Raw genomic sequence first — 21,870 nt, forward strand, 5'->3', positions numbered from 1 at the left:
CAAGGGGGCCGCGAACACGCCGCGCCGAAGGCGCGGCAAATCAATACAGCACCCGCGAGTTGGCGTAGAGGCAGATCGCGGCGGCCGTCGCGAGATTCAGGCTTTCGGCGCGGCCGCGGATGGGGATGCGGATGCGGTGGTCGGCGCGGCGGGCGACGGCCGGGTCCAGGCCGTGCGCCTCGTTGCCGAACAGCCAGGCCACCGGTTCGGTGAACAGTTCGTCGGCGTCGTCGAGGTCGACCTCGCCGTTCGCCGCGGTCGCGAGGATCGTGATGCCCGCCGCGGCGATCGAATCCAGCGTCTCGGCGACATCGCGGTGCCGGGCGATCGGCACGTGGAAGATGCTGCCCGCGCTGGCTCGCACGCACTTGCCGTTGTGCGGGTCGACCGTGTCGCCCGCCAGCACCACACCGTCGGCGCCGACGGCATCGGCGACCCGGATGACGGTGCCCGCGTTTCCCGGTTCGGCCATCTCCACCGGAACGGCGAGCATTCGGGGCTTGGCGTCGAGGATCCGGGTCAGTGGCACGTCGAGCAGATCGCAGACCGCGACCAAGCCCGGCGCCGTGACCGTTTCGGCGAGATGCTGCGCCGCCCGGTCGCTGACCAGCGTGGTGCGGACCCCCGTCGCGGCCGCCCCCGCGATCAGGGCGTGGTCGCGTTCCGCGGCCGCCCGCGAATAGAACAGCTCATGGACGCGTTCGGTCTCCAAGGCCGCCGCGACGGCGTTGGCGCCTTCGGCGAGGAATCGCCCCGCTTTCCGCCGCTGCGCTCCGCGGTGGAGCTTGACAGCGGAAACGACCCGCGGATTGCGCTCGCTGAGCGCTTCCACGGGTCGTTCCGGAAGTCTTTCGGTCGTCAACGAACGCGACTCAGGCGGCCGGCGCGTTGACATCCTGCGGCAGGGCGGCCTTGGCGACCGCGACGAGACCGGCGAACGCCTCGGCGTCCGATACCGCGAGCTCGGCGAGGATCTTGCGGTCCACCTCCACACCGGCGGCCTTCAGGCCCTGGATGAAGCGGTTGTAGGTGATGTCGTTGATCCGCGCGGCGGCGTTGATGCGCGCGATCCACAGCTTGCGGAAGTCACCCTTGCGCGCCCGGCGGTCCCGGTAGGCGTAGGCGAGCGAGTGCAGCTGCTGTTCCTTGGCCTTGCGGTACAGCCGCGAGCGCTGGCCGCGGTAGCCCTTGGAGGCCTCGAGGATGGAACGGCGCTTCTTCTGAGCGTTGACGGCCCTTTTGACGCGTGCCACTGGTCAGTCCTGTTCGATCTGGGGGCGCGGGGCGGCGCCCGGAAATGGGTCGGGGGTGGCGACGGAGAGGCTCCGGTCGCGGGTGCGTGCCGGTCTGCGCGAAGGCGCGATCAGAGACCGAGCAGCTTCTTCACGCGACGGACGTCGGCGGCGGCGACGACCTCCACGCCGTCCAGACGACGAGTGCGGCGGGAGGGCTTGTGCTCGAACAGGTGGCGACGGTTCGCCTGCTGGCGCAGCAGCTTGCCTTTGCCGGACACCTTGAATCGCTTCGAGGCGCCGCTGTGCGACTTCATCTTCGGCATGGATTCCTCTATCTGTCGTCCCGGCGGTCGGGGCGGACCGCCGGTGTTCTGATCGGTGTTACTGCGGGCCGGCCGTCTCGGCCTGCTCCGCGGCGGGCTGACCGGCCGGGGCGGCGCTCGGCGCCGGGCGCGGGGCCGACTCCTGCTGCGCCTTCACCCGGGTCTTCGCGCCCTTGTGGGGGGCGAGGACCATGGTCATGTTGCGACCGTCCTGCTTGGCCGAGGTTTCCACGAAACCGAGGTCGGCGACGTCGGACGCCAGCCGCTGCAGCAGCCGGAAACCGAGTTCGGGGCGGGACTGCTCGCGTCCCCGGAACATGATCGTCACCTTGACCTTGGACCCGGCCTCGAGGAAACGCACGACGTTGCGCTTCTTGGTCTCGTAGTCGTGGTCGTCGATCTTCGGGCGGAGCTTCTGCTCCTTGATCACCGTCTGCTGCTGGTTCTTCCGAGACTCGCGCGCCTTCTGCGCCGTCTCGTACTTGAACTTGCCGTAGTCCATGATCTTGCAGACCGGTGGACGGGCATCCGGTGCCACCTCGACCAGATCGAGGTCGGCTTCGAGGGCGACGCGTAGTGCATCTTCAACACGCACGATCCCAACCTGCTCACCTCCAGGTCCGATGAGCCGGACCTCGGGAACACGGATGCGATCGTTGATGCGGGTCTCAGTGCTGATGGGGCCTCCTAGGTCAAGCGGTGTCGTCAGACGACCGCGCGCAATAACTGCAACCCCTGTTCAACACGAAGGCCCCGGTGCGGTATTCCGCGACGGGGCCCGATGTCGACCGATCGCCGACCACGAGTGAACTCGGGTCGACTCTCGCGCAACGGGCTCTCCACGAGAACCCCGGCACGAGAAACCCACCCTCGCGGGCGGGTGACCGGACCGTTGACCCGTACGATGACTCGTCGGCAACGGTGGGAGTCGGGCTCCACTTATCAGCCCCGGAGCAAGCCCGGGGCGGTCGTCAGCGAAAAGTCTAACATTCCGTTCGGCTATCGCCGAATCGGGTCGAAAATACCTTGCCCGGCCACAACCGGCGTGCCACGCTCCCCCGGTGCTCACACCACGCCGCGACCTGCTGCGATGGCAGCTCGACCTGACCTGGTCACTCGCCGGAATCCACCTCGACGCGCTCACTCCGGAGGATTTCCTCTGGGAACCCGCCGAGCCCGCTTGGACGGTACGCCCCGACGCCGACGGCGTATGGCGGCCGGACTGGGCCGACGTTGAGCCCCACCCGATTCCTGTGCCGACGATCGGCTGGCTGACCTGGCACATCGGCTGGTGGTGGGGCGCGGCCATCGACCACGTCGAGGGCGTCACCCCGCCCGAACGGGAGGATGTGCACTGGCCCGGTGACGGCACCGCGGCCGTCGCCTGCCTGCGGGAGCTGCACATCGAATGGGAGCGGGTACTCGACGGGCTCGACGAGGCCGATCTGGACCGGCCCTCCGCCTATCCGTGGCCCGCCGACGCGGGGTTGACGATCGCCCATCTGGCGGGCTGGGTGAACGCGGAGCTGATGAAGAACATCGCGGAGATCGGCCACCTCCGGATGCTCCGGGCGGCGTCGCTAGCCTGAAGGCATGACTGACGAGCTCGACGCCTCCGTACGCGAACTGGCCGACATTCCCGCCGTCGAGGTGATCAGCCGCGCCGCCGTGATGCTGATGAGTTCGGCGGCGGAGAAGCTCGGGCTCGCGGACGAGGACCCCGACACCAGCCCGCGCCGCGACCTGGACGAGGCGCGCCGGGTGATCACCGCGCTGGCCGGGCTCGTCACCGCCTCCGTGGAGTACCTGGGTCCGCACGCCGGACCGATCCGCGAGGGATTGCAGTCGCTGCAACGCGCCTTCCGTGAGTCCTCCGCGCATCCCGACGAGCCGGGCAAGGGACCGGGCGAGAAGTACACCGGCCCGGTCTACTGATCCGACGCCGCACGCGGTCGGCCGTGGCGAGCGCCCACGCCGGACAGCGGAGCGCTCGCGCGGCCAGCGCTCCAGGAAATTCCGAAGAGCGGCCGGAATTGTGACCGAAACACCTACCAGGACAACGAAGTTTAGGAAATTTCCCAACGGGTAAGGCACAGTGAGCCCATGGCTACTCGGATTCTTCTCGCTCCCGGATTCTGGCTCGGTGCATGGGCGTGGGACGAAGTCGCACCCGAGCTGCGGCGGCGCGGCAACGAGGTGGTGGCGCTCACGCTGCCCGGCCTCGACGAAACCGATCCGGACCGGTTGTCGGCCACGCTGGAGACGCAGGCGCAAGCCGTCATCGACGCCGTGCCCCAGGGCGAGACGGTCGTGCTCGTCGCGCACTCCGGCGGCGCGGCGCCCGCCTATCTGGCCATCGACCGCGCGCCCGAGCTGTTCCGCCGGGCGATCTACGTCGACAGCGCGCCGCTGCCGAACGGCTTCGTCATCAACTCGGCGCTCGACATCGCCGCACGCGAATGGACCCTGCCGCCATGGCCGGAACTGGAGGCCGCGGGCAACAGTTTGGCGGGCCTGGACGAGGCCGCCTTGGCCCGGTTCCGGGAGCGCGCCGTGCCGGAGCCCGCGTCCGTCGCGGCCGCCCCGCTGCGGTTGAGCGATTCGGACGCGCGCCTCGCGGTCCCGGCCACCGTGATCTGCAGCAGCATGACCGCCGACCTGGTGCAGAAGCTGCGCGACAACGGGGAAGCGCCCATCTTCGCCGAGCTGGCGCGCATCGACGCCGAGTACGTCGACCTGCCGACGGGGCACTGGCCGATGTGGTCCAGGCCGAAGGAACTGGCCGAACTGATCCACACCATCGCCAACCGCTGAGCACGAAGCGGCGCGGTCCTGGGACCGCGCCGCCTCGGACGAAAAGGTCAGCCGACCGCCGCGGCCTTTTTCGCCGGGCGCTTGGCGGCCTTGGCCGCTGCTTTCTTCGCCGGAGCCTTCTTCGCGGCACTCTGCCGCGCGGGCGGCTGGTCGAGCACTTCCTTCAGGAACTGGCCGGTGTAGCTGTGCGCGACGGCCGCGACCTCTTCCGGCGTGCCCTCGGCCACCACGGTGCCGCCGCCGGAGCCGCCCTCGGGACCCATGTCGATCACCCAGTCGGAGGTCTTGATGACGTCCAGGTTGTGCTCGATGACGATCACCGTGTTGCCCTTGTCCACCAGGCCGTTGATGACGTTGAGCAGCTTGCGGATGTCCTCGAAGTGCAGGCCCGTGGTCGGCTCGTCGAGGATGTACACCGTGCGGCCGGTGGACCGCTTCTGCAACTCGGCGGCCAGCTTCACCCGCTGGGCCTCGCCACCGGAGAGGGTGGGGGCACTCTGACCGAGGCGCACGTAACCGAGCCCGACGTCGACCAGGGTCTTGAGGTAGCGGTGGATCGAGGTGACCGGTTCGAAGAACTCGGCGGCCTCCTCGATGGACATGTCCAGCACCTCGGCGATGGTCTTGCCCTTGTAGTGCACCTCGAGGGTTTCCCGGTTGTAGCGGGCGCCGTGGCACACCTCGCAGGGGACGTAGACGTCCGGCAGGAAGTTCATCTCGATCTTCAGGGTGCCGTCGCCGGAGCAGGCCTCACAGCGACCGCCCTTGACATTGAACGAGAACCGGCCGGGCTGGTACCCGCGCACCTTCGCCTCGGTGGTGGCCGCGAACAGCGTGCGGATCTTGTCGAACACGCCGGTGTAGGTGGCCGGGTTGGATCGCGGCGTGCGGCCGATCGGCGATTGGTCCACCTGTACCAATTTGTCCAGATGGTCGAGCCCGTTGACCCTGGTGTGCCTGCCCGGCACCTGCCGCGCGCCGTTGAGCCGGTTCGCCAGCACCGTCGCCAGGATGTCGTTCACCAAGGTCGACTTGCCGGACCCGGAGACGCCGGTCACCGAGGTGAGCACCCCGAGCGGGAAGGCGACGTCGATGCCCTTGAGATTGTGCTCGCTGGCTCCGACGACGGTGAGCTGCCGTTTCTTGGTGACCGGTCGGCGCACCAGCGGCACCTCGATGCGCTCACGCCCCGACAGGTAGGCGCCGGTGAGCGAGTTCGGATCGGTGAGCAACTCTTCGTAGGGCCCGCTGTGCACCACCCTGCCGCCGTGCTCGCCGGCGAACGGGCCGATGTCGACCACCCAGTCCGAGGCGCGGATGGTGTCCTCGTCGTGCTCGACCACGATGAGCGTGTTGCCCAGATTGCGCAGCCGGGTCAGGGTTTCGATGAGCCTGCGATTGTCCCGCTGGTGCAGGCCGATGGACGGCTCGTCGAGCACGTACAGCACGCCGACCAAGCCGGAACCGATCTGGGTCGCGAGCCGGATGCGCTGCGCCTCACCGCCGGAGAGGGTGGCGGCGGCGCGGGACAGCGTGAGGTACTCCAGGCCGACGTCGAGCAGGAAGCCCAGCCGCGCCTGCACCTCCTTCAGCACCTGCCCGGCGATCGCCGCCTCGCGCTCCCCCAGAGTGAGCGAGTTCAGGAACGCCGAGCACTCGCCGATGGACAGGTCGCTGACGTCGGCGATGGACTTCTTGTCGCCGTTCGCGGCGATGGTGACGGCGAGGATCTCCGGGCGCAGCCGCGCGCCGTTGCACACCGGGCACGGAATGTCGCGCATGTACCCGTCGTAGTGCTCTTTCATCTGCTCGGACTCGGTGTTCTCCATGCGCCGCTGCAGGAACGGCATCACGCCTTCGAAGTCCGCGTAGTACGAGCGCTTGCGGCCGTAGCGGTTGGTGTAGGAGACGTGCACCTGGTCGGCGCTGCCCTCCAGCACGGCCTTGCGCGCCTTCGGCGGCAGATCCTGCCACGGGGTGTCCATGGAGAAGCCGATGGCGTCGGCGAGGCCGGACAGCAGCCGGGTGAAGTACTCGGCGGTCTGGCCGCGCGACCACGGCGCGATGGCGCCGTCGTTCAGGCTCAGCGCCGGGTCGGGCACCACCAGCTCCGGGTCGACCTCCTTGCGGATGCCGAGGCCGGTGCAGTCGGGGCAGGCGCCGTAGGGCGAGTTGAACGAGAACGAGCGCGGCTCCAGGTCCTCGATGTCGAGCGGATGGCCGTTCGGGCAGGCGAGGCGCTCGGAGAAGCGGCGCTCCCGGTCGTGCGCGTGCTCGTCGCGATCGACGAAGTCGAGCACGACGATGCCGTCGGCCAGGCGCAGCGCGGTTTCGATCGAGTCGGTCAGGCGCTGCTTGGAGCTCGGCTTGACCGCCAGTCGGTCGACCACGACCTCGACGTCGTGCTTCTCCTGCTTCTTCAGCTTCGGCGGATCGGTGAGCGGATACACCACGCCGTCCACCCGCACGCGCGAGTAGCCCTGGGTGTTGAGCTGGTCGAACAGATCGACGAACTCGCCCTTGCGGGTGCGCACCACCGGCGCGAGCACCTGGAAACGGATGCCCTCTTCCATGGCCAGCACCTGATCGACGATCTGCTGCGGCGTCTGCTTGGCGATCAGCTCACCGCACACCGGGCAGTGCGGCGTGCCCGCTCGCGCGTAGAGCAGCCGCAGGTAGTCGTAGACCTCGGTGATGGTGCCGACGGTCGAGCGCGGATTGCGGTTGGTCGACTTCTGGTCGATGGACACCGCGGGCGACAGGCCTTCGATGAAGTCGACGTCGGGCTTGTCCATCTGCCCGAGGAACTGCCGCGCGTACGCCGACAGCGACTCGACGTAGCGCCGCTGCCCCTCCGCGAAGATCGTGTCGAAGGCCAGGCTCGACTTGCCGGAGCCGGACAGGCCGGTGAACACGATGAGGCTGTCGCGGGGCAGGTCGAGATCGACACCCTTCAGGTTGTGCTCCCGAGCTCCGCGCACAGTGAGGCGTTCCGCCACAGGCCGTCCCTTCTCCTTCGTGTTCGGCGTCCAGACATACCCCCGGCCGCCATGCTAGGCATGGGCACCGACAAGTTTCGCGGACCGCCCGTCACCTGGACGAATGGCGGGAACCCCGGCGGCAGGACGTCACGGATGAGCCGGGAAACAGGCCAGGACGCCTCCGTAGCATCGCCCTCCCGGCACCACTGGTCAACAGCACGACGTCAACCGGCATTCCCCCGGTCGCCACCGTCACAGCGGACAGCCGAGCGGCGCCGCCACCGGTCGGTCACCGCTCGGCGCAACTGCGCCACGCGCCCACCGGCGCCCGTCTACACTGAGCCCGCTGTGCGCCACCCACCGGCCTCCCCCACTCTCCTATGACGACCCTCGCCTCGCACGTCCCGTCGACGGTGCTCGACACCCTGCGCGCCCTGCTGCGGACCGCCACCCGCTCGGTCGCCGCCCGCTACGGCGCGCTCGGCATCCGCGGACACGACGACCGGCCGGTCGAATTCCTCTTCCAGGGCGTCGACGACGCGATGCCCGCCCACATCGGCCGCTCCCCCGAAGGACACGGCGTCCTCGGATTGCTGCTCGCACACCCGCACCCGATCCGGCTGGACGATCTGTCCGAACATCCGGCGGCCGTCGGCTTTCCCGCGGGCCATCCGCCGATGGGCAGCTTCCTCGGCGTCCCGGTGCGCGTCGGCGAGGAGATCTTCGGCAATCTCTACCTCACCGAGAAGGCGGGAGGACAGCCGTTCACCGAGGACGACGAGGCCATCGTGCTGGCCATGGCCGCAGCGGCCGGTATCGCCATCGAGAACGCCAGGCTCTACGAATCCGCGCGGACCAGGCAGGCGTGGATCGAGGCGACGCGCGACATCGCGACCGAGTTCCTCGCGGGCACCGCGCCGGACCTGGTGCTCGCGCAGGTGGTGGCGCGCGCCCGCGCGCTGACCGGTTCGCAGCAGGCGCTGCTGGCCGTGGTGGCGCCGGCGACGCCGCCCGATGAGGCCACCGAACTCGTTGTGGCGCAATGGTTCGGCCCAGGACCGGGGCCGCGGCGGGTGCGCATCGCCGGTACCGCCACCGGCACGGCGTTCACCCGGCGCGCGCCGGTGCCGGTGCCCGACGCCGGGTCGGTCGATCTCGGCGCCGCGGTCGGTGCGGCGGGGCCCGCGCTGGTGCTCCCGCTGCGGACCGCGGATCTGGCGCTCGGCGTGCTGATCCTGGTGCGGCCGCCCGGGTCTGCGCCGTACCCGGGCGACCTGGTCGAACTGACCGCCGCGTTCACCGATCAGGCGGCGCTGGCCATGCAACTGGCCGAGACCCAGCGCAGAATGCGCGAACTCGACGTGCTCGCCGACCGCGACCGCATCGCGCGCGACCTGCACGATCACGTCGTCCAGCGGCTGTTCGCGGTCGGGCTCGGATTGCGGGCCACCGCCGCCCGCACCGACGATCCCGAAGTGCGGCGACGGCTTTCGGTGGAGATGGACGGTCTGCAGGAGGTCGTGCAGGAGATCCGCACGTCGATCTTCGACCTGCACGGCGGCGACCCGCTGCGCAGGCGGCTCGAGGACGCGATCCGCCAGCAGACCGCCGACGGCGCGTTCCGGACCAGCGTGCGGTTCTCCGGGCCGCTGTCGGTGGTCGGTGCGGCCCTGGCCGACCACGCGGAAGCCGTGGTGCGCGAATCGGTCAGCAACGCGGTGCGTCATTCCGGCGGCAACCGGCTCGCCGTCGAGATCACCGTCGGCGACGAGCTGACCGTGCTCGTGGAGGACAACGGCGCGGGACTGCCCGCAAACGTGACACCGAGCGGACTGGCCAACCTCGCCCAGCGCGCGAGCATGTCCGACGGCCGCTGCACGGTGGAGCGGACCGCGAGCGGCGGCACCAGGGTGCATTGGTCCGCACCGCTGGCCTGACGGTCGGGCGGGCGCCACGATCGCCAGGTCGCCGGCTTCCGAAATCGATTCGTCCCGTCCCATGCCAGCACCACGGGCGATGCCGGAAACTGGGCCGAAAAAGCCAGCGGACGAAAAAGACTGGTAGCGAGCGGTTTCGGCGACCGGCACCGACGCCGAGGCGTCGCGGCCACGGTCACGCGGCGCCGAGCACCACCGCGGAGTTGTTGCCGCCCATGCCGAGGGAGAGTTTCACGGTGATGCCGCCCTCGAACGGCGCGGGGCCGTCCAGCAGTCGTGGATGCGCGGGCGCGACGATCGGGGCCGCGGGCACGATGCCTCGTTCGTAGCCGAGCGCGGCGGCCGCGATCTCCACAGCGGCCGCCGCGCCTTGGCAGTGCCCCGCCAGCGGCTTCAGCGCGTAGATGTGCGGGCGGTCGGCGAACACGTGCTCGAGCAGATGGTGTTCGGCCGCGTCGCACTGCCGGGTTCCGGTGCCGTGCGCGTTGAAATAACGCACGTCCGCCGCGGCGACGTCCGCGGCGGCGAGTGCGCGGCGAGCGCAGTCGACGATCTGCTCGTATGTCGGGTCGACCGAGACCACGTGATAGGCGTCGTTGGACATGGCGCCGCCGAGCACCGCGGCGTAGGGCCGGTCCACCGAACGGGTCAGCACGAACGCCACCGAAGCCTCGCCCATGCTGAATCCGCGGCTGCCCGCTTGGAAGGGCCTGCACGCGTCCAGCGGTTCCGCGTCGGCGACCGCGGCGCCGAGCCGCACGAAACTGTCCAGCATGTCCGGGGTCGCGGACAGGTCGGTCGCGACGAAGAGCACGTCGTCGGCCATGCCCGCGTCCAGCCAGAGCTTCGCGGTGACGAGCGCGACGTTGGCGGAACTGCAGGCGGCGGAGATGTTCATCGCCGGGCCGTGGAAGCCGAATTCCTGCATCAGCATCGAGACCGGCGTAGACGGCAGCAGGCGCAGGTAGTCCCTCGACCGGCGGCGGCCGCCGTCGACGAGGTAGTAGTCGCGCCAGTCCGCCACGTCGCCGAGCACGATGGCGTGCAGCAGGCCGACGGTGCGGCCGGGCCGCCAGCCCCGTTCACGGGCGTCGGCGACGGCCTCCCGCGCCGCCTCGTGCACGGCCCGCCCGTACCGGCTCGCGCTCAGCTCCGGGTCCCCGCCGTCGGGGACGAGCGCGACCCAGGCGTCCTCGTCGCGGCCGGGCCCGTAGCCGGGTTGCAGCGCCGCCGCCGACTTGCCGCTGAGCAAGCCGTCCCACAGCTGTTCACGTCCCCATCCGTATCCGGTGATCGCGCCGATCCCGGCGATGGTCATCCGATTTCGGTGCCGCCGCGGATCGGTGCGGAACCACGGGGCGGTGTTGGGGTCGGCACCCGGCATGTATCGCTCCTTCACCGGCTCCCTGGGCGGGCCGAACCGTCTGCCCCGCCTCGACGCAGAAACCGGTTTCTGCCATGATCGCCGGATCCGGCCCGAGAACGTGCCAGTACTGTGATCGAAGCAATAGCGTGGAGGATGTGATCTTGTCCACGTCGATACCAGAATAATCCCGTGTTCCAATGGCCATAATGGGGTCGATGATCGGGGGTTCGAGTGGGTGACGACAAGCTGGCCGCCGCGGTCGACGCCGCCGAACAGCTGGCCGCGCGCTACCGCTCTCTGGTCGAGCACACCCCGGACGGGATCTGCGTGCACGAGCGCGGCCGGGTGGTCTACGTCAACCCGGCCACCGTCCGGATGCTCGCCGCGGACGATGCCGACGAGATCATCGGCCGTCCGCTGACCGACTTCGTCCACCCCGCCTCCGTGCCGGCGATGCTCGACCGCATCAGCACCCTCACCACCGCGGGCGCGGCCTCGGTCCCCACCGAGATGACCTTGATGCGGGTGGACGGCGGCACCGTACCGGTGGAGACGGTGTCGGTGCTGACCGCCTGGCACGACCACCTCGCCTATCAGGTGGTCATCCACGATCTCACCGCCCAGCGCCACGCAGAGGCCGCGCAGCGCAGGGCCGAGCACTACTTCACCACGGTGGTGTCCCAATTGGAGGAGGGCGTCGTGGTGATCGATCCGGAGGGGCGGATCGAGTCGATGAACCCGGCGGCCAAGCGCATCTTCGGGACCGAAGGGCCCGACGGCATGGTCATCGGGCGCACCATCCAGTCGCTGCCGCTGGTGCTGCTGGACGCCAACGCCCAGCCGCTGCCGCCGAGCCGCCATCCGGTGGCTCGCACGCTGGCCACGGGCGAGACCATCACCGGCTACGTCTTCGGCGTCGACCGGGTGGACGGCCAGCGGCGCTGGCTGTCGGGCAGCAGCCGCCTGCTCAATCCGGGCGACCCGCGCTCGTCGGCGGTGTCCTCCTTCGCAGACATCACCGAATTCCGGGCCAGCAGAAGGCAATTGGAGTATCAGGCCACGCACGACTCGCTCACCGGCCTGGCCAATCGCTCGCTGATCCTCTCGCAGCTGGCCGCCGCGCTGGCCAGCACCGACGAACTGCTGCCGGTGTCCACCGTGCTGTTCATCGACCTGGACGGGTTCAAGGCGATCAACGACACCCTCGGGCACGCCATCGGCGACACCGTGCTGCAGATCGTCGCCCAGCGCTTGCAGCGCGCGCTGCGCGGCGACGATATCGTCGGCAGGCTCGGCGGCGACGAGTTCCTGGTCCTGCTGTCCGGCCGCACCCGCCGCGTCGACATCGACGCCCTGGTGAACCGGCTACGCTCCACCATGGCCGAGCCGATCATCGCGCGCGGGCACCGGATCGAGGTGGACGCATCGATCGGCGTCACCGAACTCGAGGTGGGCGATCGGCGCAGCCCGGAAGCGGTGCTGCACGACGCGGACCTGGCGATGTACCGCGCGAAGCCCCCGGGGCGGCGGGAAGGCACCGTCACCAAAGGCCGCAGGCCCAACAGCACCCACGCGTCCTGACGATTCCGCCATGATCATCGAACACGTACTGCTGCCGGTTCGCCCCGAACTCGCCGCCGATTTCGAAGCCGCCTTCGCCGTGGCACGGCCGATCATCGCGAGCATGCCCGGCTTCCGGTCGCTGTCGCTGGCGCGCGGTGTCGAGTCGCCGGGCCGCTACCTGCTGCGGGTGGAATGGGACCGGCTCGACGATCACGTCGTCGGATTCCGCGGCTCGCCGGAATATCAGCGCTGGAAGGACCTGCTGCACCACTTCTACGACCCGTTCCCGGTGGTCGAGCACTTCGCACCGGTGCCGCTCGCATCGTCCGCCGACCGGGCCTCCACCCGCGGCACCGGGGCCTCACCTGCGGTTACGGCGAGCCCGTCGCAACCCCAGTAGACTCGACAACTCTGCTTTCCATGCGTGCGCGTGCCCGGTCCCGGCGGCGTGCTCGCGCCTGTTCGCGGTGACAAGGAGTTCAGTTTGCCCGACCTCACTCAGGACCGTGCCGCAGGCGGCGGCGCCCCCGAGCGGACCCGCGAAACCGAGCAGGAGCAGGCCTACCTGTCGGTGCTGTACGAGCGGCTCGACGAGATGCGCGACTACGCGCGCAACCGGTTGCGCACCGTGCTGCTGGAAACCGGCGGCACCCCGCAGGCCCGCAGCGAACGCGAATCGTTCACCCAGCTCTACTCCGAAGACCTGGCGAAATACGACGCCGCGGAGCACGGCCTGTGTTTCGGCCGCATCGACCTCGACGGGGAGCAGGACGAGTACCGCTACATCGGCAGGCTCGGCATCCTCGACGAGAAGGACGACTACGAGAGCCTGCTGCTGGACTGGCGGGCCCCGCTGGCGCGGCCGTTCTACCTGGCTACCACCGCCGCGCCGGACGGGGTGACCCGGCGCAGGCACATCCGCTCGCGCAACCGCCAGGTCACCGCGATCAACGACGAGTATCTCGATCTCGACGCCGCGCGCCGGGCGGGCGTCACCGACGCCGACGGCGGCGTCGGCAGCGAGAGCGCGCTGCTGTCCGCGCTCAACGCCGCGCGCACCGGCCACATGAACGACATCGTCGAGACCATCCAGCACGAGCAGGACGCGATCATCCGCTCCGAGCACAAGAGCGTGCTCGTGGTGCAGGGTGGTCCCGGCACCGGCAAGACCGCCGTCGCGCTGCACCGCGCGGCGTATCTGCTCTACACCTACCGCCAGCAGCTGGCCAAGAGCGGCGTGCTGATCATCGGTCCGAACGCCACCTTCCTCGACTACATCGGGCAGGTGCTGCCGTCACTCGGCGAGACCGGCGTGCTGCTGTCCACCATCGGCGATCTGTACCCCGGCGTACAGGCCGCCCGCGAGGATTCGTTGCGCGCGGGCGAGATCAAGGGAGCGCTGACCATCCTCGAGGTGCTCAAGCAGGCGGTGCGCGACCGCCAGGAAGTGCCCGCCGAACCGATCCGGTTGAGCTTCGACGGCTATCCGGTGACGTTGGATCGCAAGATCGCCACCAAGGCCCGCGGCCGCGCGCGCTCCTCGCGCCGCCCGCACAACCTGGCCAGGCCGATTTTCGCCGCCTCGGTGGTCGACGCGCTGACCGACCAGCTCGCCGCGACCATGGGCGCCGACCTCTCCGGCGGGCCGAGCCTGCTCAGTTCGGCCGATCTCACCGAGATCCGCGACGAGATGCGCGCCGACCCGCAGATCCAGGCGGCGATCGCGAAACTGTGGCCGATCCTGTCCCCGCAGGAGGTCCTGGCCGACCTGCTCGCCGACCCGAAGCGGCTGGACCGGGCGGCGAGCTCGCTGGACCCGGCCGACCGCGCCGAACTGCTCCGGCCGGACGACGGCCGGTTCAGCCCGGCGGACGCGCCACTGCTGGACGAACTGGCCGAACTGCTCGGCGTGGACGACACCGAGGAACGCGAACGCGCCCGCCGCCGCTGGCGCGCGCAGATCGCCGAGGCGCAGGACGCTCTCGACATCCTCACCGGCTCCGCGCCCCAGGATCTGGAGGACGACCTCGATCCGGAGATCCTGATGGCCTACGACCTCATCGACGCCAGCCAGCTGGCCGAGCGCCAGGACTTCCGCGCCCGCCAGACGACCGCGGAGCGCGCCGCGGGCGATCGCACCTGGACCTACGGCCACGTGATCGTGGACGAGGCGCAGGAACTGTCGGAGATGGCCTGGCGGATGGTGATGCGGCGCATTCCGAACCGGTGGGTCACCGTGGTCGGCGACGTGGCGCAGACCGGCGACCCGGCGGGCACGTCGTCGTGGCAACGGATGCTCGAACCCTACGTCGCAGCCCGGTGGAAGCTGACCGAGCTCACCGTCAACTACCGCACGCCCGCGGAGATCATGGACATCGCCGCCGACGTCCTCGCCGCCATCGATCCGGCGGCGACCGCGCCGCGCTCGGTCCGCGAGACCGGCGTCGCGCCACGCGCGCACCGGGTCGAGCCCGGCGAGGTGCACGCGGAGGTCGCCCGGCTGGTCGCCACCGAGACCGGACCTGGCACCACGGCGGTGATCGCCCCGCAGGCGCTGGTGGCGCGGCTGGCCGACCTCGCAGGGGAATCGGTGCGGGTGCTGACCGTGCACGAGGTGAAGGGCTTGGAGTTCGACGCGGTCTACCTGGTGGAACCGCAGCAGATCCTGGACGAATCGCCGCGCGGCCCCAACGATCTGTACGTCGCGCTGACCCGCGCCACCCAGCGGCTCGGCGTCGTGCACAGTGCGGACCTGCCCGGCGTGCTCGCCCGGCTGCGCTGATCACGGACCCGGCGAAACGACGAAAGGCTCCGTGCCGCATCGCGATTCGCGATGGCACGGAGCCTTTTGATCGAGGCGGGGTCAGCGCACGGTGTGCACGATCAGCACGTCGGAGCGCGACTTGCGCGCCACGTCCGACGGCACCGAGCCGAGCAGCCGTCCGGCCAGGGTGTTCAGGCCCCGGTTACCGACGACCAGCAGGTCGGCGTCGACTTCCTTGACCAGCGACAGCAGCGATTCCACCGGCTCGCCGACGATGGCGCGCTCGACGATGTCGGCCGCGCCCGCCGCGATCGCCTTGTCCCGGGCGATGCGCAGGATCTCGTTGGTCGGCGCGGAACCGCGTACCTGGTAGGCCTCCTCCTTGAGCACGTCGGCCGCGGCGGCGACGTCGCGGTCGTCGGTCGGGTAGTACGCGCAGGCCACGACCAGGGTCGCGCCGGACACACCGGCCAGGGCCCCTGCCTTCTCGACGGCGACATACGACGAGTCCGAGCCATCGGTACCGACGACAATGGTCCGGTAGGCGGTCATGCTCTCCTCCAACTATGCGGTAGGTCGGGTGCCGCGTGCGGGTCCGTCCGGGGTTCGACCGGGCGTCGGCGCGGCGACTGGGCTCGACCATAGCGGCAATCGGCGTGGAAATTTCAGAAATCGCAAGACATCACACCGGCCGTCCGCGACCATTCCCGCGGCGGGTTCGCCAGGGAATGCCGGAAAGGGCCGGACCAACCAGGGCAGACGCAATTCCGGAGAACTAAACCTGTGAAGTGCCACAACGGCGTCGAACCGCTTTGCCGCGCTGGGATATTCATCACAGAGCCAGGTCCGTCACATGCGGAGCGGCCTGCCCCGCGCGGTAATCGCGCGGTGGGAACGCAACGATCGGGCTTGGACCACCCCTGCGACCGAGACCGCTGCCGATCGTTTGCTCAGAATATGCCGCGAATCGCTCCGACGATGTCGGCGGCTTCTTCTTCCCGCAGTGAAAAGGCCGCGCAATATCGGCGCGCGAGGCGCGGACTAGAGGTCGAAAAGCGGCCCGGTGATGGTCAATCCGAGTTCGTCGACGTGCGCGAAGAACGCGAACAGCATCAGGGCGGCGCCCGCGAGGGCGACGTCCTTGTTGAAATGGATCATCTCGCCCTGCCTGGTCTGCGGGTCGGACTCCTGCCAGAACCGGTGCATCACGAGCGCCGTGGGCAACAGCGCGACGACCAGCAGCAGCGAACCGAGGTCGGCCCAGATGCCCAACAGCACGCTCAGGCCGCCCAGAAGGAACAGCGCCCCTGATCCGAACACGGCGGCCTTCGCCATCGGGACGCCTTTGCTCTGCGCGTAGCCCGCCATCGCCGCGGTCTGGGTGAAATGCCCCAGCGCGGAGGTCAGGAAAAGCAGCGCGAACAACACGCGGCCGATCAACACCACGACGTCCATGTCCAGCTCCTTGTCGGCTGTCCGGCGACTATGCCCGCGTCGGTATGACCTTGGCGGTGACTTCGTTCCGGAGACGTAGCGAATTCTTGGCATATTCCAGGGGGGCCATACCCACTTCCGCGGTGAACTCACGGGAGAAGTGCGCCTGGTCGAAATAGCCCAGTTCCGCGGCCAGCGCGGCGAGATCCTCGGTGCGGCCTTTAGCGAGCAGATCGGCGCCGTCCTGCAACCGATAACGCCGCAATACCCATTTCGGTCCGGCGCCGACGTAGCGACGGAACATGCGCTGCAGCGTGCGGGCGGGGATGTCGAACCGCTCGGCGATCTGATCGACCCTGGTGAGTTCCTGGTCGGCGGCCATGGCGTCGATGATGCGCAGCACCAGCCGATAGGTCGGATCCTCGACCGCGGGATGATCCGCGAGGTATTCCTCGACGACGCGGCGCCGGCCCTCCACGGTCGGCGCGTCCAGCACACGTTCGGTCAGGCTCCCGGCGTCGGGCAGCACCTCGGCGATGGGTACGGCGCGATCGCGGAAGGAGCCGACATCCAGGCCGGTGAACGCGCCGAACCCGCCCGCGCGGAAACGGATGCCGAACGTCTCACCGAGCCCGCTGAGTTCGCGGATGAATTTCGTGGTGGTCACGCCGTTGACGAAGCCGCCGGTGCGCGTCTCGGATCGCTCGAAGGTGACGTTCACGCTGGGATAGGACAAGACTTCCGCCCGGTACGGCGGCCTGCCGCGCAGATCCCAGCCCACCGCCCAGTACCACTCGACGTAGCGGTCCACGGCGGGGCCCGGCGGTAAGCGGACCAGCCAGCGATGCCGTGCCTGCTCGTCCGGATGCAGGATGCCCTTCGTGTCCGCGGGCGCGGCCGGATTACGGGCCTGCGGCGGCTCGGCTGATGGTTCGGCGCTACTCGGCACGGTGTCGCTTTCTTACAAGACCCACGGGCCCGAACCGGCGAAAGTGGTGGTTATGACGAACACAGTGAATCCCATCGCCGACGGCTACCACTCGATCACCTGTTTCCTCGCGGTCGGCGACGGCAACAAAGCCATCGATTTCTACACCGCCGTTTTCGAGGCCGAGGTGATCACTCGCAACGACCTGCCCGACGGGCAGCCCGCGCACGCCGAGCTGAAGATCGGCGACTCGACCCTGCAGCTGGGGATGCCCATCCCGGACAACGGCGTGCTGGCGCCCAACGGCGAGTGGGTGCACACCTCGATCGTGCACTACTGCCCCGACGTCGACGCGGTGGTGCGGCGCGCGGTCGAACACGGCGCCCGCAAGGTCGAGGAGCCGCAGACCTTCGTGACCGGTGACCGGTTCGGCGTGGTGATCGATCCCTTCGGACACCGCTGGGCGGTGCTCACCAAGGTGGAGGACGTCTCGCGCGAAGAGGCCGAGCGCCGGGTGAACGAATGGATGGCCACCCAGGCCTGACGGCTCCGCTGCCTCCGCGGTCGTTCGAGCGACGGCCCGCGGAGGCGGCGCCACCCCGGTCAACTCAACCCGGCGGCGTCCATGCCGCGCAGTTCCTTCTTCAGATCCGCGATCTCGTCGCGCAACCGACCGGCGAGTTCGAACTGCAATTCCCTGGCCGCGTTCATCATCTGCGCGGTGAGTTCTTTGACGAGATCGGCGAGTTCGGCGCGCGGCATCGACTTGACGTCGCGGCCCTCGTACACACCCGCGCTCACCGCACGTCCCGGCTCGCCCTGCGCGCGCCTGCCGCGGCTGGCGTTGCGCCCGGAGCCGCCGACCTCCACCTCGGTCTCGTCGGCCTCGCGGTACACCTGGTCGAGGATGTCGGCGATCTTCTTGCGCAGCGGCTTGGGATCGATGCCCATTTCCTCGTTGTAGGCGATCTGCTTGGCGCGGCGGCGCTCGGTCTCGTCGATGGCGAACCGCATCGAGTCGGTGATCTTGTCCGCGTACATGTGCACTTCGCCGGAGACGTTGCGCGCCGCGCGGCCGATCGTCTGGATCAGCGCGGTGGTGCTGCGGAGGAATCCCTCCTTGTCCGCGTCCAGGATCGCCACCAGCGACACCTCGGGCAGGTCGAGCCCCTCGCGCAGCAGGTTGATGCCGACCAGCACGTCGTATTCGCCGAGCCGCAGTTGCCGCAGCAACTCGACGCGGCGCAAGGTGTCGATCTCGGAGTGCAGGTAGCGCACCCGGACCCCCAGCCCGAGCAGGTAGTCGGTGAGGTCCTCGGCCATCTTCTTCGTCAACGTGGTGACCAGGACCCGCTCGTCGCGCTCGGTGCGCTGCCTGATCTCGTGGATCAGATCGTCGATCTGCCCCTTCGTCGGCTTCACCACGACCTTCGGGTCGACCAGGCCGGTCGGCCGGATGACCTGCTCGACCACCTCGCCGCCGGTCTGCCCGAGCTCGTACGGACCCGGGGTGGCCGACAGGTATACCGTCTGCCCGATCCGGTCGGCGAATTCCTCCCAGGTCAACGGCCGGTTGTCCACCGCGGACGGCAACCGGAAGCCGTATTCCACCAGGTTGCGCTTGCGCGACATGTCGCCTTCGTACATGCCGCCGATCTGCGGGACGGTGTTGTGCGACTCGTCGATGACGAGCAGGAAGTCCTCCGGGAAGTAGTCCAGCAGCGTCGCGGGCGCCGAACCGGGCGGGCGGCCGTCGATGTGGCGCGAGTAGTTCTCGATGCCGGAGCAGAACCCGACCTGACGGATCATCTCCAGGTCGTACTGGGTGCGCATGCGCAGCCGCTGCGCCTCGAGCAACTTGCCCTGGCGCTCCAGCTCGGCGAGCCGCTCCTCCAGCTCGGCCTCGATGTCGCGCACCGCGCGCTCCATCCGCTCCGGACCCGCCACGTAGTGGGTGGCGGGGAAGATGCGCAGCATGTCCACCTGGCGGACCACGTCGCCGGTGAGCGGGTGCAGGTAGTACAGCGCCTCGATCTCGTCACCGAAGAACTCGATGCGCACCGCGAGTTCCTCGTAGGACGGGATGATCTCCACGGTGTCGCCGCGCACCCGGAACGAGCCGCGGGTGAACGCCATGTCGTTGCGGGTGTACTGCACGTCGACCAGCAGCCGCAGCAGCGCGTCCCGATCGATCTCGGTGCCGACCTGCAGCTGCACCGACCGATCGAGGTACGACTGCGGCGTGCCGAGGCCGTAGATGCACGACACCGAGGCGACCACCACCACGTCGCGCCGGGACAGCAGGCTGGAGGTCGCCGAATGGCGCAGCCGCTCGACGTCGTCGTTGATCGAGCTGTCCTTCTCGATGTAGGTGTCGGTCTGCGCGATGTACGCCTCGGGTTGGTAGTAGTCGTAGTAGGAGACGAAGTACTCGACGGCGTTGTTCGGCAGCATCTCGCGCAGTTCGTTGGCCAGCTGGGCGGCGAGCGTCTTGTTCGGCGCCATCACCAGCGTCGGCCGCTGCAACCGCTCGATCAGCCAGGCCGTGGTGGCCGACTTGCCCGTACCGGTGGCGCCGAGCAGCACCACGTCGCGTTCCCCCGCTTTGATCCTGCGCTCCAGCTCGGCGATCGCGGCGGGCTGGTCGCCCGCGGGCTGGTGCTCGCTGACCACCTCGAACCGGCCGCCGATGCGCTCGATCTCGCCGACGGGGCGGAACTCCGAGTGCGCGAGCGGCTGCTCGGCGGCGCGATCCTCGTAGCCCTCCGCCGGAATCTCGGTTGCGAATGCCATGCTCACCAGCGTAGGCCCACCCACCGACAGGTTCTCGTGGACGACGGACGGTCACGAGCGGGCCGATACCTCCCCATCGACGATGTGAAACCGGTCACAGCATGGACGGTCGGCGACCGGCCGGTCACCGAGCGCCACCGATTCGCGCCGACGCGACAGCGCCCGGAGATGACGAACCGCCCGTCCGCCGGGGGGAACCAGAGGGATAGCCGACATCGCCCGGTGGGTACACCGAATGCGAACGTTTCCAACAACTTTGGGCCAACCGGCCCGAGCGGGCTCCGATCGCTCTCCGCGGCACGGAGATCGGCGGCGCGCGCGGGCTCGACGGCGCCCTCACAGCGGCTCCGCGCCCGTTCGGCGCGAACGGTTACATGTCCGAAATGTCCGTTGCCGCAATAGGTTTCGTGTCGGCGAACACCTTATCGCGAACCGCGCGGGCACCAGGACCCAGGTGTAACCTGATCTGGTTGTTCGGACGTGAAGGACAAGAGCCATGAGCGGTCTGATTCCATTACTCGTCGCCGTGCCGGCCATGACCGGCTTCGCCGGGTACGTCGCCAGGGACATCCGGGCGGCGGTTCCCTCTGTCGCGGGCGCCGCCACGGCCGCCCCACCCGGGCCGATCGCCGCGGCGGGCAGACCGGCGCCGCACCGGCCTCGGGTGGAGTTCTTCAATCTGGCCGAACTCAGCAACACCGACGCCAAGGGCTTCGTCCGCCCGGTCGAACGCTTCCACGTCGAGCCGTGGGGCCTGTACATGGCACGCCGGGTCGGCGGACCGGATTCGCACTACCTCGAATCCTGGTTGCTGCCGGGACTCTCGTTGCGCGCGACGCTGGCGCGGACCAACCCGGCACACCACAGGGAGCCGGTCTACCGGCTCGACGTCGGCGAGTTCACCCGGGTCGGCCAGAAGCGCTGGAAGGCGGTGGACCAGTATCTGTCCATCGCCGTCCGCCGCGGCGGCACCGCCGAGCTCCTCGGCGTCGACGAGCTGCTCGCGGCGCATGCCGCGGGACTGGTCGACACAGCGCAGGCGCACCGCGCGTTCGAACGGGCCACGGCCGTGCTGGACGGGCTGGCCGCCCACGATCACCGCGTGGAGAGCTGGCTCGCCGCCAACGGCATCACGCTCACCTGGATGTAGCCCGCGGATTACTGCCTCCGGCTCGACGCGTCGGCGACGGCGGTAGATTCTTGATGCATGACGCAGGCACCCATCGTCGACGTGCACCGGCCCAAGGTCGAGTACTTCAACCTCGCGGATCTGACGAACACGGATCCGAAGGGCTTCGTGCGTCCGGTCGAGAAGTACCACGTCGAGCCGTGGGGCCTGTACATGGCGCGCACCTCGGATCACCCGCAGTTCCACTACATCGAGTCCTGGTTGCTGCCGAAGCTGCACCTGCGCGCGACCATCTTCCACTACCTGCCCGCGCATCGCCGCGACCAGGACTACTACCTCGACATCGGTGATTTCACACCGGTCGCCCCGAAGAAGTGGAAGTCCGTCGACCACTACCTCGACATCGTCGTGCGCTCCGCGCGCGAGACCCAGCTGCTCGACGTCGACGAGCTGATCGCCGCGCATGCCGCGGGCCTGATCGGTCTCGCCGACGCCGAGGCGGCCGTGCAGCACGCCACGGCCGCCATCGACGGCATCGCCGCCAACGGTCACACCTTCGAGGGCTGGCTCGAGACGATGGACATCACCTTGACCTGGCTGTAG

General features: G+C 69.3%; 19 protein-coding genes and 1 pseudogene. 10 read left to right on the forward strand and 10 right to left on the reverse strand.

What is annotated here, in order from left to right; translation table 11 throughout:
• Window positions 1–40: 40 nt before the first annotated feature.
• From NB3_RS25100 to infC, 4 genes are all read right to left on the reverse strand, one after another.
• Entirely contained in the window at window positions 41–832 is a 792-nt protein-coding gene (locus tag NB3_RS25100; protein ID WP_067808308.1) for a TrmH family RNA methyltransferase, read from the reverse strand.
• Window positions 833–872: 40 nt separating this feature from the next.
• The gene (rplT, locus tag NB3_RS25105; RefSeq protein ID WP_040777418.1) at window positions 873–1,253 is read right to left on the reverse strand and encodes a 50S ribosomal protein L20; all 381 of its coding nucleotides are present in this window, start codon (window positions 1,251–1,253) and stop codon (window positions 873–875) included.
• A gap of 110 nt (window positions 1,254–1,363) precedes the next feature.
• Window positions 1,364–1,558 (reverse strand): 50S ribosomal protein L35, encoded by a 195-nt coding sequence (rpmI, locus tag NB3_RS25110; RefSeq protein ID WP_067808310.1) that lies wholly within the window; start codon window positions 1,556–1,558, stop codon window positions 1,364–1,366.
• Window positions 1,559–1,616: 58 nt separating this feature from the next.
• Window positions 1,617–2,282, reverse strand: coding sequence for a translation initiation factor IF-3 (infC, locus tag NB3_RS25115; protein WP_084823654.1), 666 nt, complete (start codon window positions 2,280–2,282; stop codon window positions 1,617–1,619).
• A 337-nt stretch (window positions 2,283–2,619) separates the two neighbouring features.
• Between infC and NB3_RS25120 the strand changes: the two genes are divergently transcribed.
• The 3 genes from NB3_RS25120 (at window position 2,620) to NB3_RS25130 (ending at window position 4,372) form a co-directional block, all read left to right on the forward strand.
• Window positions 2,620–3,147 (forward strand): DinB family protein, encoded by a 528-nt coding sequence (locus tag NB3_RS25120; protein WP_067808312.1) that lies wholly within the window; start codon window positions 2,620–2,622, stop codon window positions 3,145–3,147.
• A gap of 4 nt (window positions 3,148–3,151) precedes the next feature.
• Entirely contained in the window at window positions 3,152–3,493 is a 342-nt protein-coding gene (locus NB3_RS25125; RefSeq protein ID WP_039797319.1) for a DUF1844 domain-containing protein, read from the forward strand.
• A 168-nt stretch (window positions 3,494–3,661) separates the two neighbouring features.
• A complete protein-coding gene (locus tag NB3_RS25130; RefSeq protein ID WP_067808313.1) occupies window positions 3,662–4,372 on the forward strand; it encodes an alpha/beta fold hydrolase in 711 nt (236 codons plus the stop codon).
• Between the two features lie 47 nt (window positions 4,373–4,419).
• Here NB3_RS25130 and uvrA read toward each other — a convergent pair whose 3' ends face one another.
• Window positions 4,420–7,371 carry an excinuclease ABC subunit UvrA gene (uvrA, locus tag NB3_RS25135; RefSeq protein ID WP_067808315.1) on the reverse strand — a complete coding sequence of 984 codons (2,952 nt, stop codon included), beginning with the start codon at window positions 7,369–7,371 and terminating at the stop codon, window positions 4,420–4,422.
• A gap of 362 nt (window positions 7,372–7,733) precedes the next feature.
• Between uvrA and NB3_RS25140 the strand changes: the two genes are divergently transcribed.
• Complete coding sequence (locus NB3_RS25140; RefSeq protein WP_067808317.1) at window positions 7,734–9,290, forward strand: sensor histidine kinase; 1,557 nt, start codon at window positions 7,734–7,736, stop codon at window positions 9,288–9,290.
• A 175-nt stretch (window positions 9,291–9,465) separates the two neighbouring features.
• Here NB3_RS25140 and NB3_RS25145 read toward each other — a convergent pair whose 3' ends face one another.
• Window positions 9,466–10,608 carry a beta-ketoacyl synthase N-terminal-like domain-containing protein gene (locus tag NB3_RS25145; protein WP_067808377.1) on the reverse strand — a complete coding sequence of 381 codons (1,143 nt, stop codon included), beginning with the start codon at window positions 10,606–10,608 and terminating at the stop codon, window positions 9,466–9,468.
• Between the two features lie 279 nt (window positions 10,609–10,887).
• Here NB3_RS25145 and NB3_RS25150 point away from each other — a divergent pair, with 279 nt between their 5' ends.
• From NB3_RS25150 to NB3_RS25160, 3 genes and pseudogenes are all read left to right on the forward strand, one after another.
• The gene (locus tag NB3_RS25150) at window positions 10,888–12,237 is read left to right on the forward strand and encodes a diguanylate cyclase domain-containing protein (protein WP_067808319.1); all 1,350 of its coding nucleotides are present in this window, start codon (window positions 10,888–10,890) and stop codon (window positions 12,235–12,237) included.
• Between the two features lie 10 nt (window positions 12,238–12,247).
• Window positions 12,248–12,532, forward strand: a pseudogene (locus tag NB3_RS25155) (antibiotic biosynthesis monooxygenase family protein); the annotation flags it as partial.
• 171 nt (window positions 12,533–12,703) lie between these two features.
• Window positions 12,704–15,001 carry a HelD family protein gene (locus NB3_RS25160; RefSeq protein ID WP_067808378.1) on the forward strand — a complete coding sequence of 766 codons (2,298 nt, stop codon included), beginning with the start codon at window positions 12,704–12,706 and terminating at the stop codon, window positions 14,999–15,001.
• An 81-nt stretch (window positions 15,002–15,082) separates the two neighbouring features.
• Here NB3_RS25160 and NB3_RS25165 read toward each other — a convergent pair whose 3' ends face one another.
• From NB3_RS25165 to NB3_RS25175, 3 genes are all read right to left on the reverse strand, one after another.
• Window positions 15,083–15,535: a universal stress protein gene (locus NB3_RS25165; protein ID WP_067808321.1), complete on the reverse strand. Its 453-nt coding sequence runs from the start codon at window positions 15,533–15,535 to the stop codon at window positions 15,083–15,085.
• Between the two features lie 489 nt (window positions 15,536–16,024).
• Window positions 16,025–16,438, reverse strand: a complete 414-nt coding sequence (locus NB3_RS25170) for a DoxX family protein (RefSeq protein WP_067808323.1) — start codon at window positions 16,436–16,438, stop codon at window positions 16,025–16,027.
• Window positions 16,439–16,466: 28 nt separating this feature from the next.
• Entirely contained in the window at window positions 16,467–17,366 is a 900-nt protein-coding gene (locus tag NB3_RS25175) for a helix-turn-helix domain-containing protein (protein WP_084823656.1), read from the reverse strand.
• Between the two features lie 52 nt (window positions 17,367–17,418).
• On the opposite strand from NB3_RS25175, the gene NB3_RS25180 reads away from it, so the two are divergent.
• Window positions 17,419–17,889 carry a VOC family protein gene (locus tag NB3_RS25180; RefSeq protein ID WP_067808325.1) on the forward strand — a complete coding sequence of 157 codons (471 nt, stop codon included), beginning with the start codon at window positions 17,419–17,421 and terminating at the stop codon, window positions 17,887–17,889.
• A 59-nt stretch (window positions 17,890–17,948) separates the two neighbouring features.
• On the opposite strand, the gene uvrB is transcribed toward NB3_RS25180, so the two are convergent.
• Window positions 17,949–20,138 (reverse strand): excinuclease ABC subunit UvrB, encoded by a 2,190-nt coding sequence (gene uvrB, locus NB3_RS25185; protein ID WP_067808327.1) that lies wholly within the window; start codon window positions 20,136–20,138, stop codon window positions 17,949–17,951.
• Between the two features lie 496 nt (window positions 20,139–20,634).
• Between uvrB and NB3_RS25190 the strand changes: the two genes are divergently transcribed.
• Window positions 20,635–21,288, forward strand: a complete 654-nt coding sequence (locus NB3_RS25190) for a ribonuclease FAU-1 family protein (RefSeq protein WP_084823657.1) — start codon at window positions 20,635–20,637, stop codon at window positions 21,286–21,288.
• 57 nt (window positions 21,289–21,345) lie between these two features.
• Window positions 21,346–21,870: a ribonuclease FAU-1 family protein gene (locus NB3_RS25195; protein ID WP_067808328.1), complete on the forward strand. Its 525-nt coding sequence runs from the start codon at window positions 21,346–21,348 to the stop codon at window positions 21,868–21,870.

Origin of the sequence: Nocardia beijingensis NBRC 16342, assembly GCF_001612785.1 — a bacterium.
Taxonomy (GTDB): domain Bacteria; phylum Actinomycetota; class Actinomycetes; order Mycobacteriales; family Mycobacteriaceae; genus Nocardia; species Nocardia beijingensis.

Excerpts from the sequence above, each read along its gene's own strand:
- rpmI (WP_067808310.1), bottom strand. The coding sequence starts at position 1,558 with ATGCCGAAGATGAAGTCGCACAGCGGCGCCTCGAAGCGATTCAAGGTG.
- NB3_RS25125 (WP_039797319.1), top strand. The coding sequence starts at position 3,152 with ATGACTGACGAGCTCGACGCCTCCGTACGCGAACTGGCCGACATTCCC.
- NB3_RS25130 (WP_067808313.1), top strand. The coding sequence starts at position 3,662 with ATGGCTACTCGGATTCTTCTCGCTCCCGGATTCTGGCTCGGTGCATGG.
- NB3_RS25140 (WP_067808317.1), top strand. The coding sequence starts at position 7,734 with ATGACGACCCTCGCCTCGCACGTCCCGTCGACGGTGCTCGACACCCTG.
- NB3_RS25145 (WP_067808377.1), bottom strand. The coding sequence starts at position 10,608 with ATGACCATCGCCGGGATCGGCGCGATCACCGGATACGGATGGGGACGT.
- NB3_RS25165 (WP_067808321.1), bottom strand. The coding sequence starts at position 15,535 with ATGACCGCCTACCGGACCATTGTCGTCGGTACCGATGGCTCGGACTCG.
- NB3_RS25170 (WP_067808323.1), bottom strand. The coding sequence starts at position 16,438 with ATGGACGTCGTGGTGTTGATCGGCCGCGTGTTGTTCGCGCTGCTTTTC.
- NB3_RS25180 (WP_067808325.1), top strand. The coding sequence starts at position 17,419 with ATGACGAACACAGTGAATCCCATCGCCGACGGCTACCACTCGATCACC.
- uvrB (WP_067808327.1), bottom strand. The coding sequence starts at position 20,138 with ATGGCATTCGCAACCGAGATTCCGGCGGAGGGCTACGAGGATCGCGCC.
- NB3_RS25190 (WP_084823657.1), top strand. The coding sequence starts at position 20,635 with ATGAGCGGTCTGATTCCATTACTCGTCGCCGTGCCGGCCATGACCGGC.
- NB3_RS25195 (WP_067808328.1), top strand. The coding sequence starts at position 21,346 with ATGACGCAGGCACCCATCGTCGACGTGCACCGGCCCAAGGTCGAGTAC.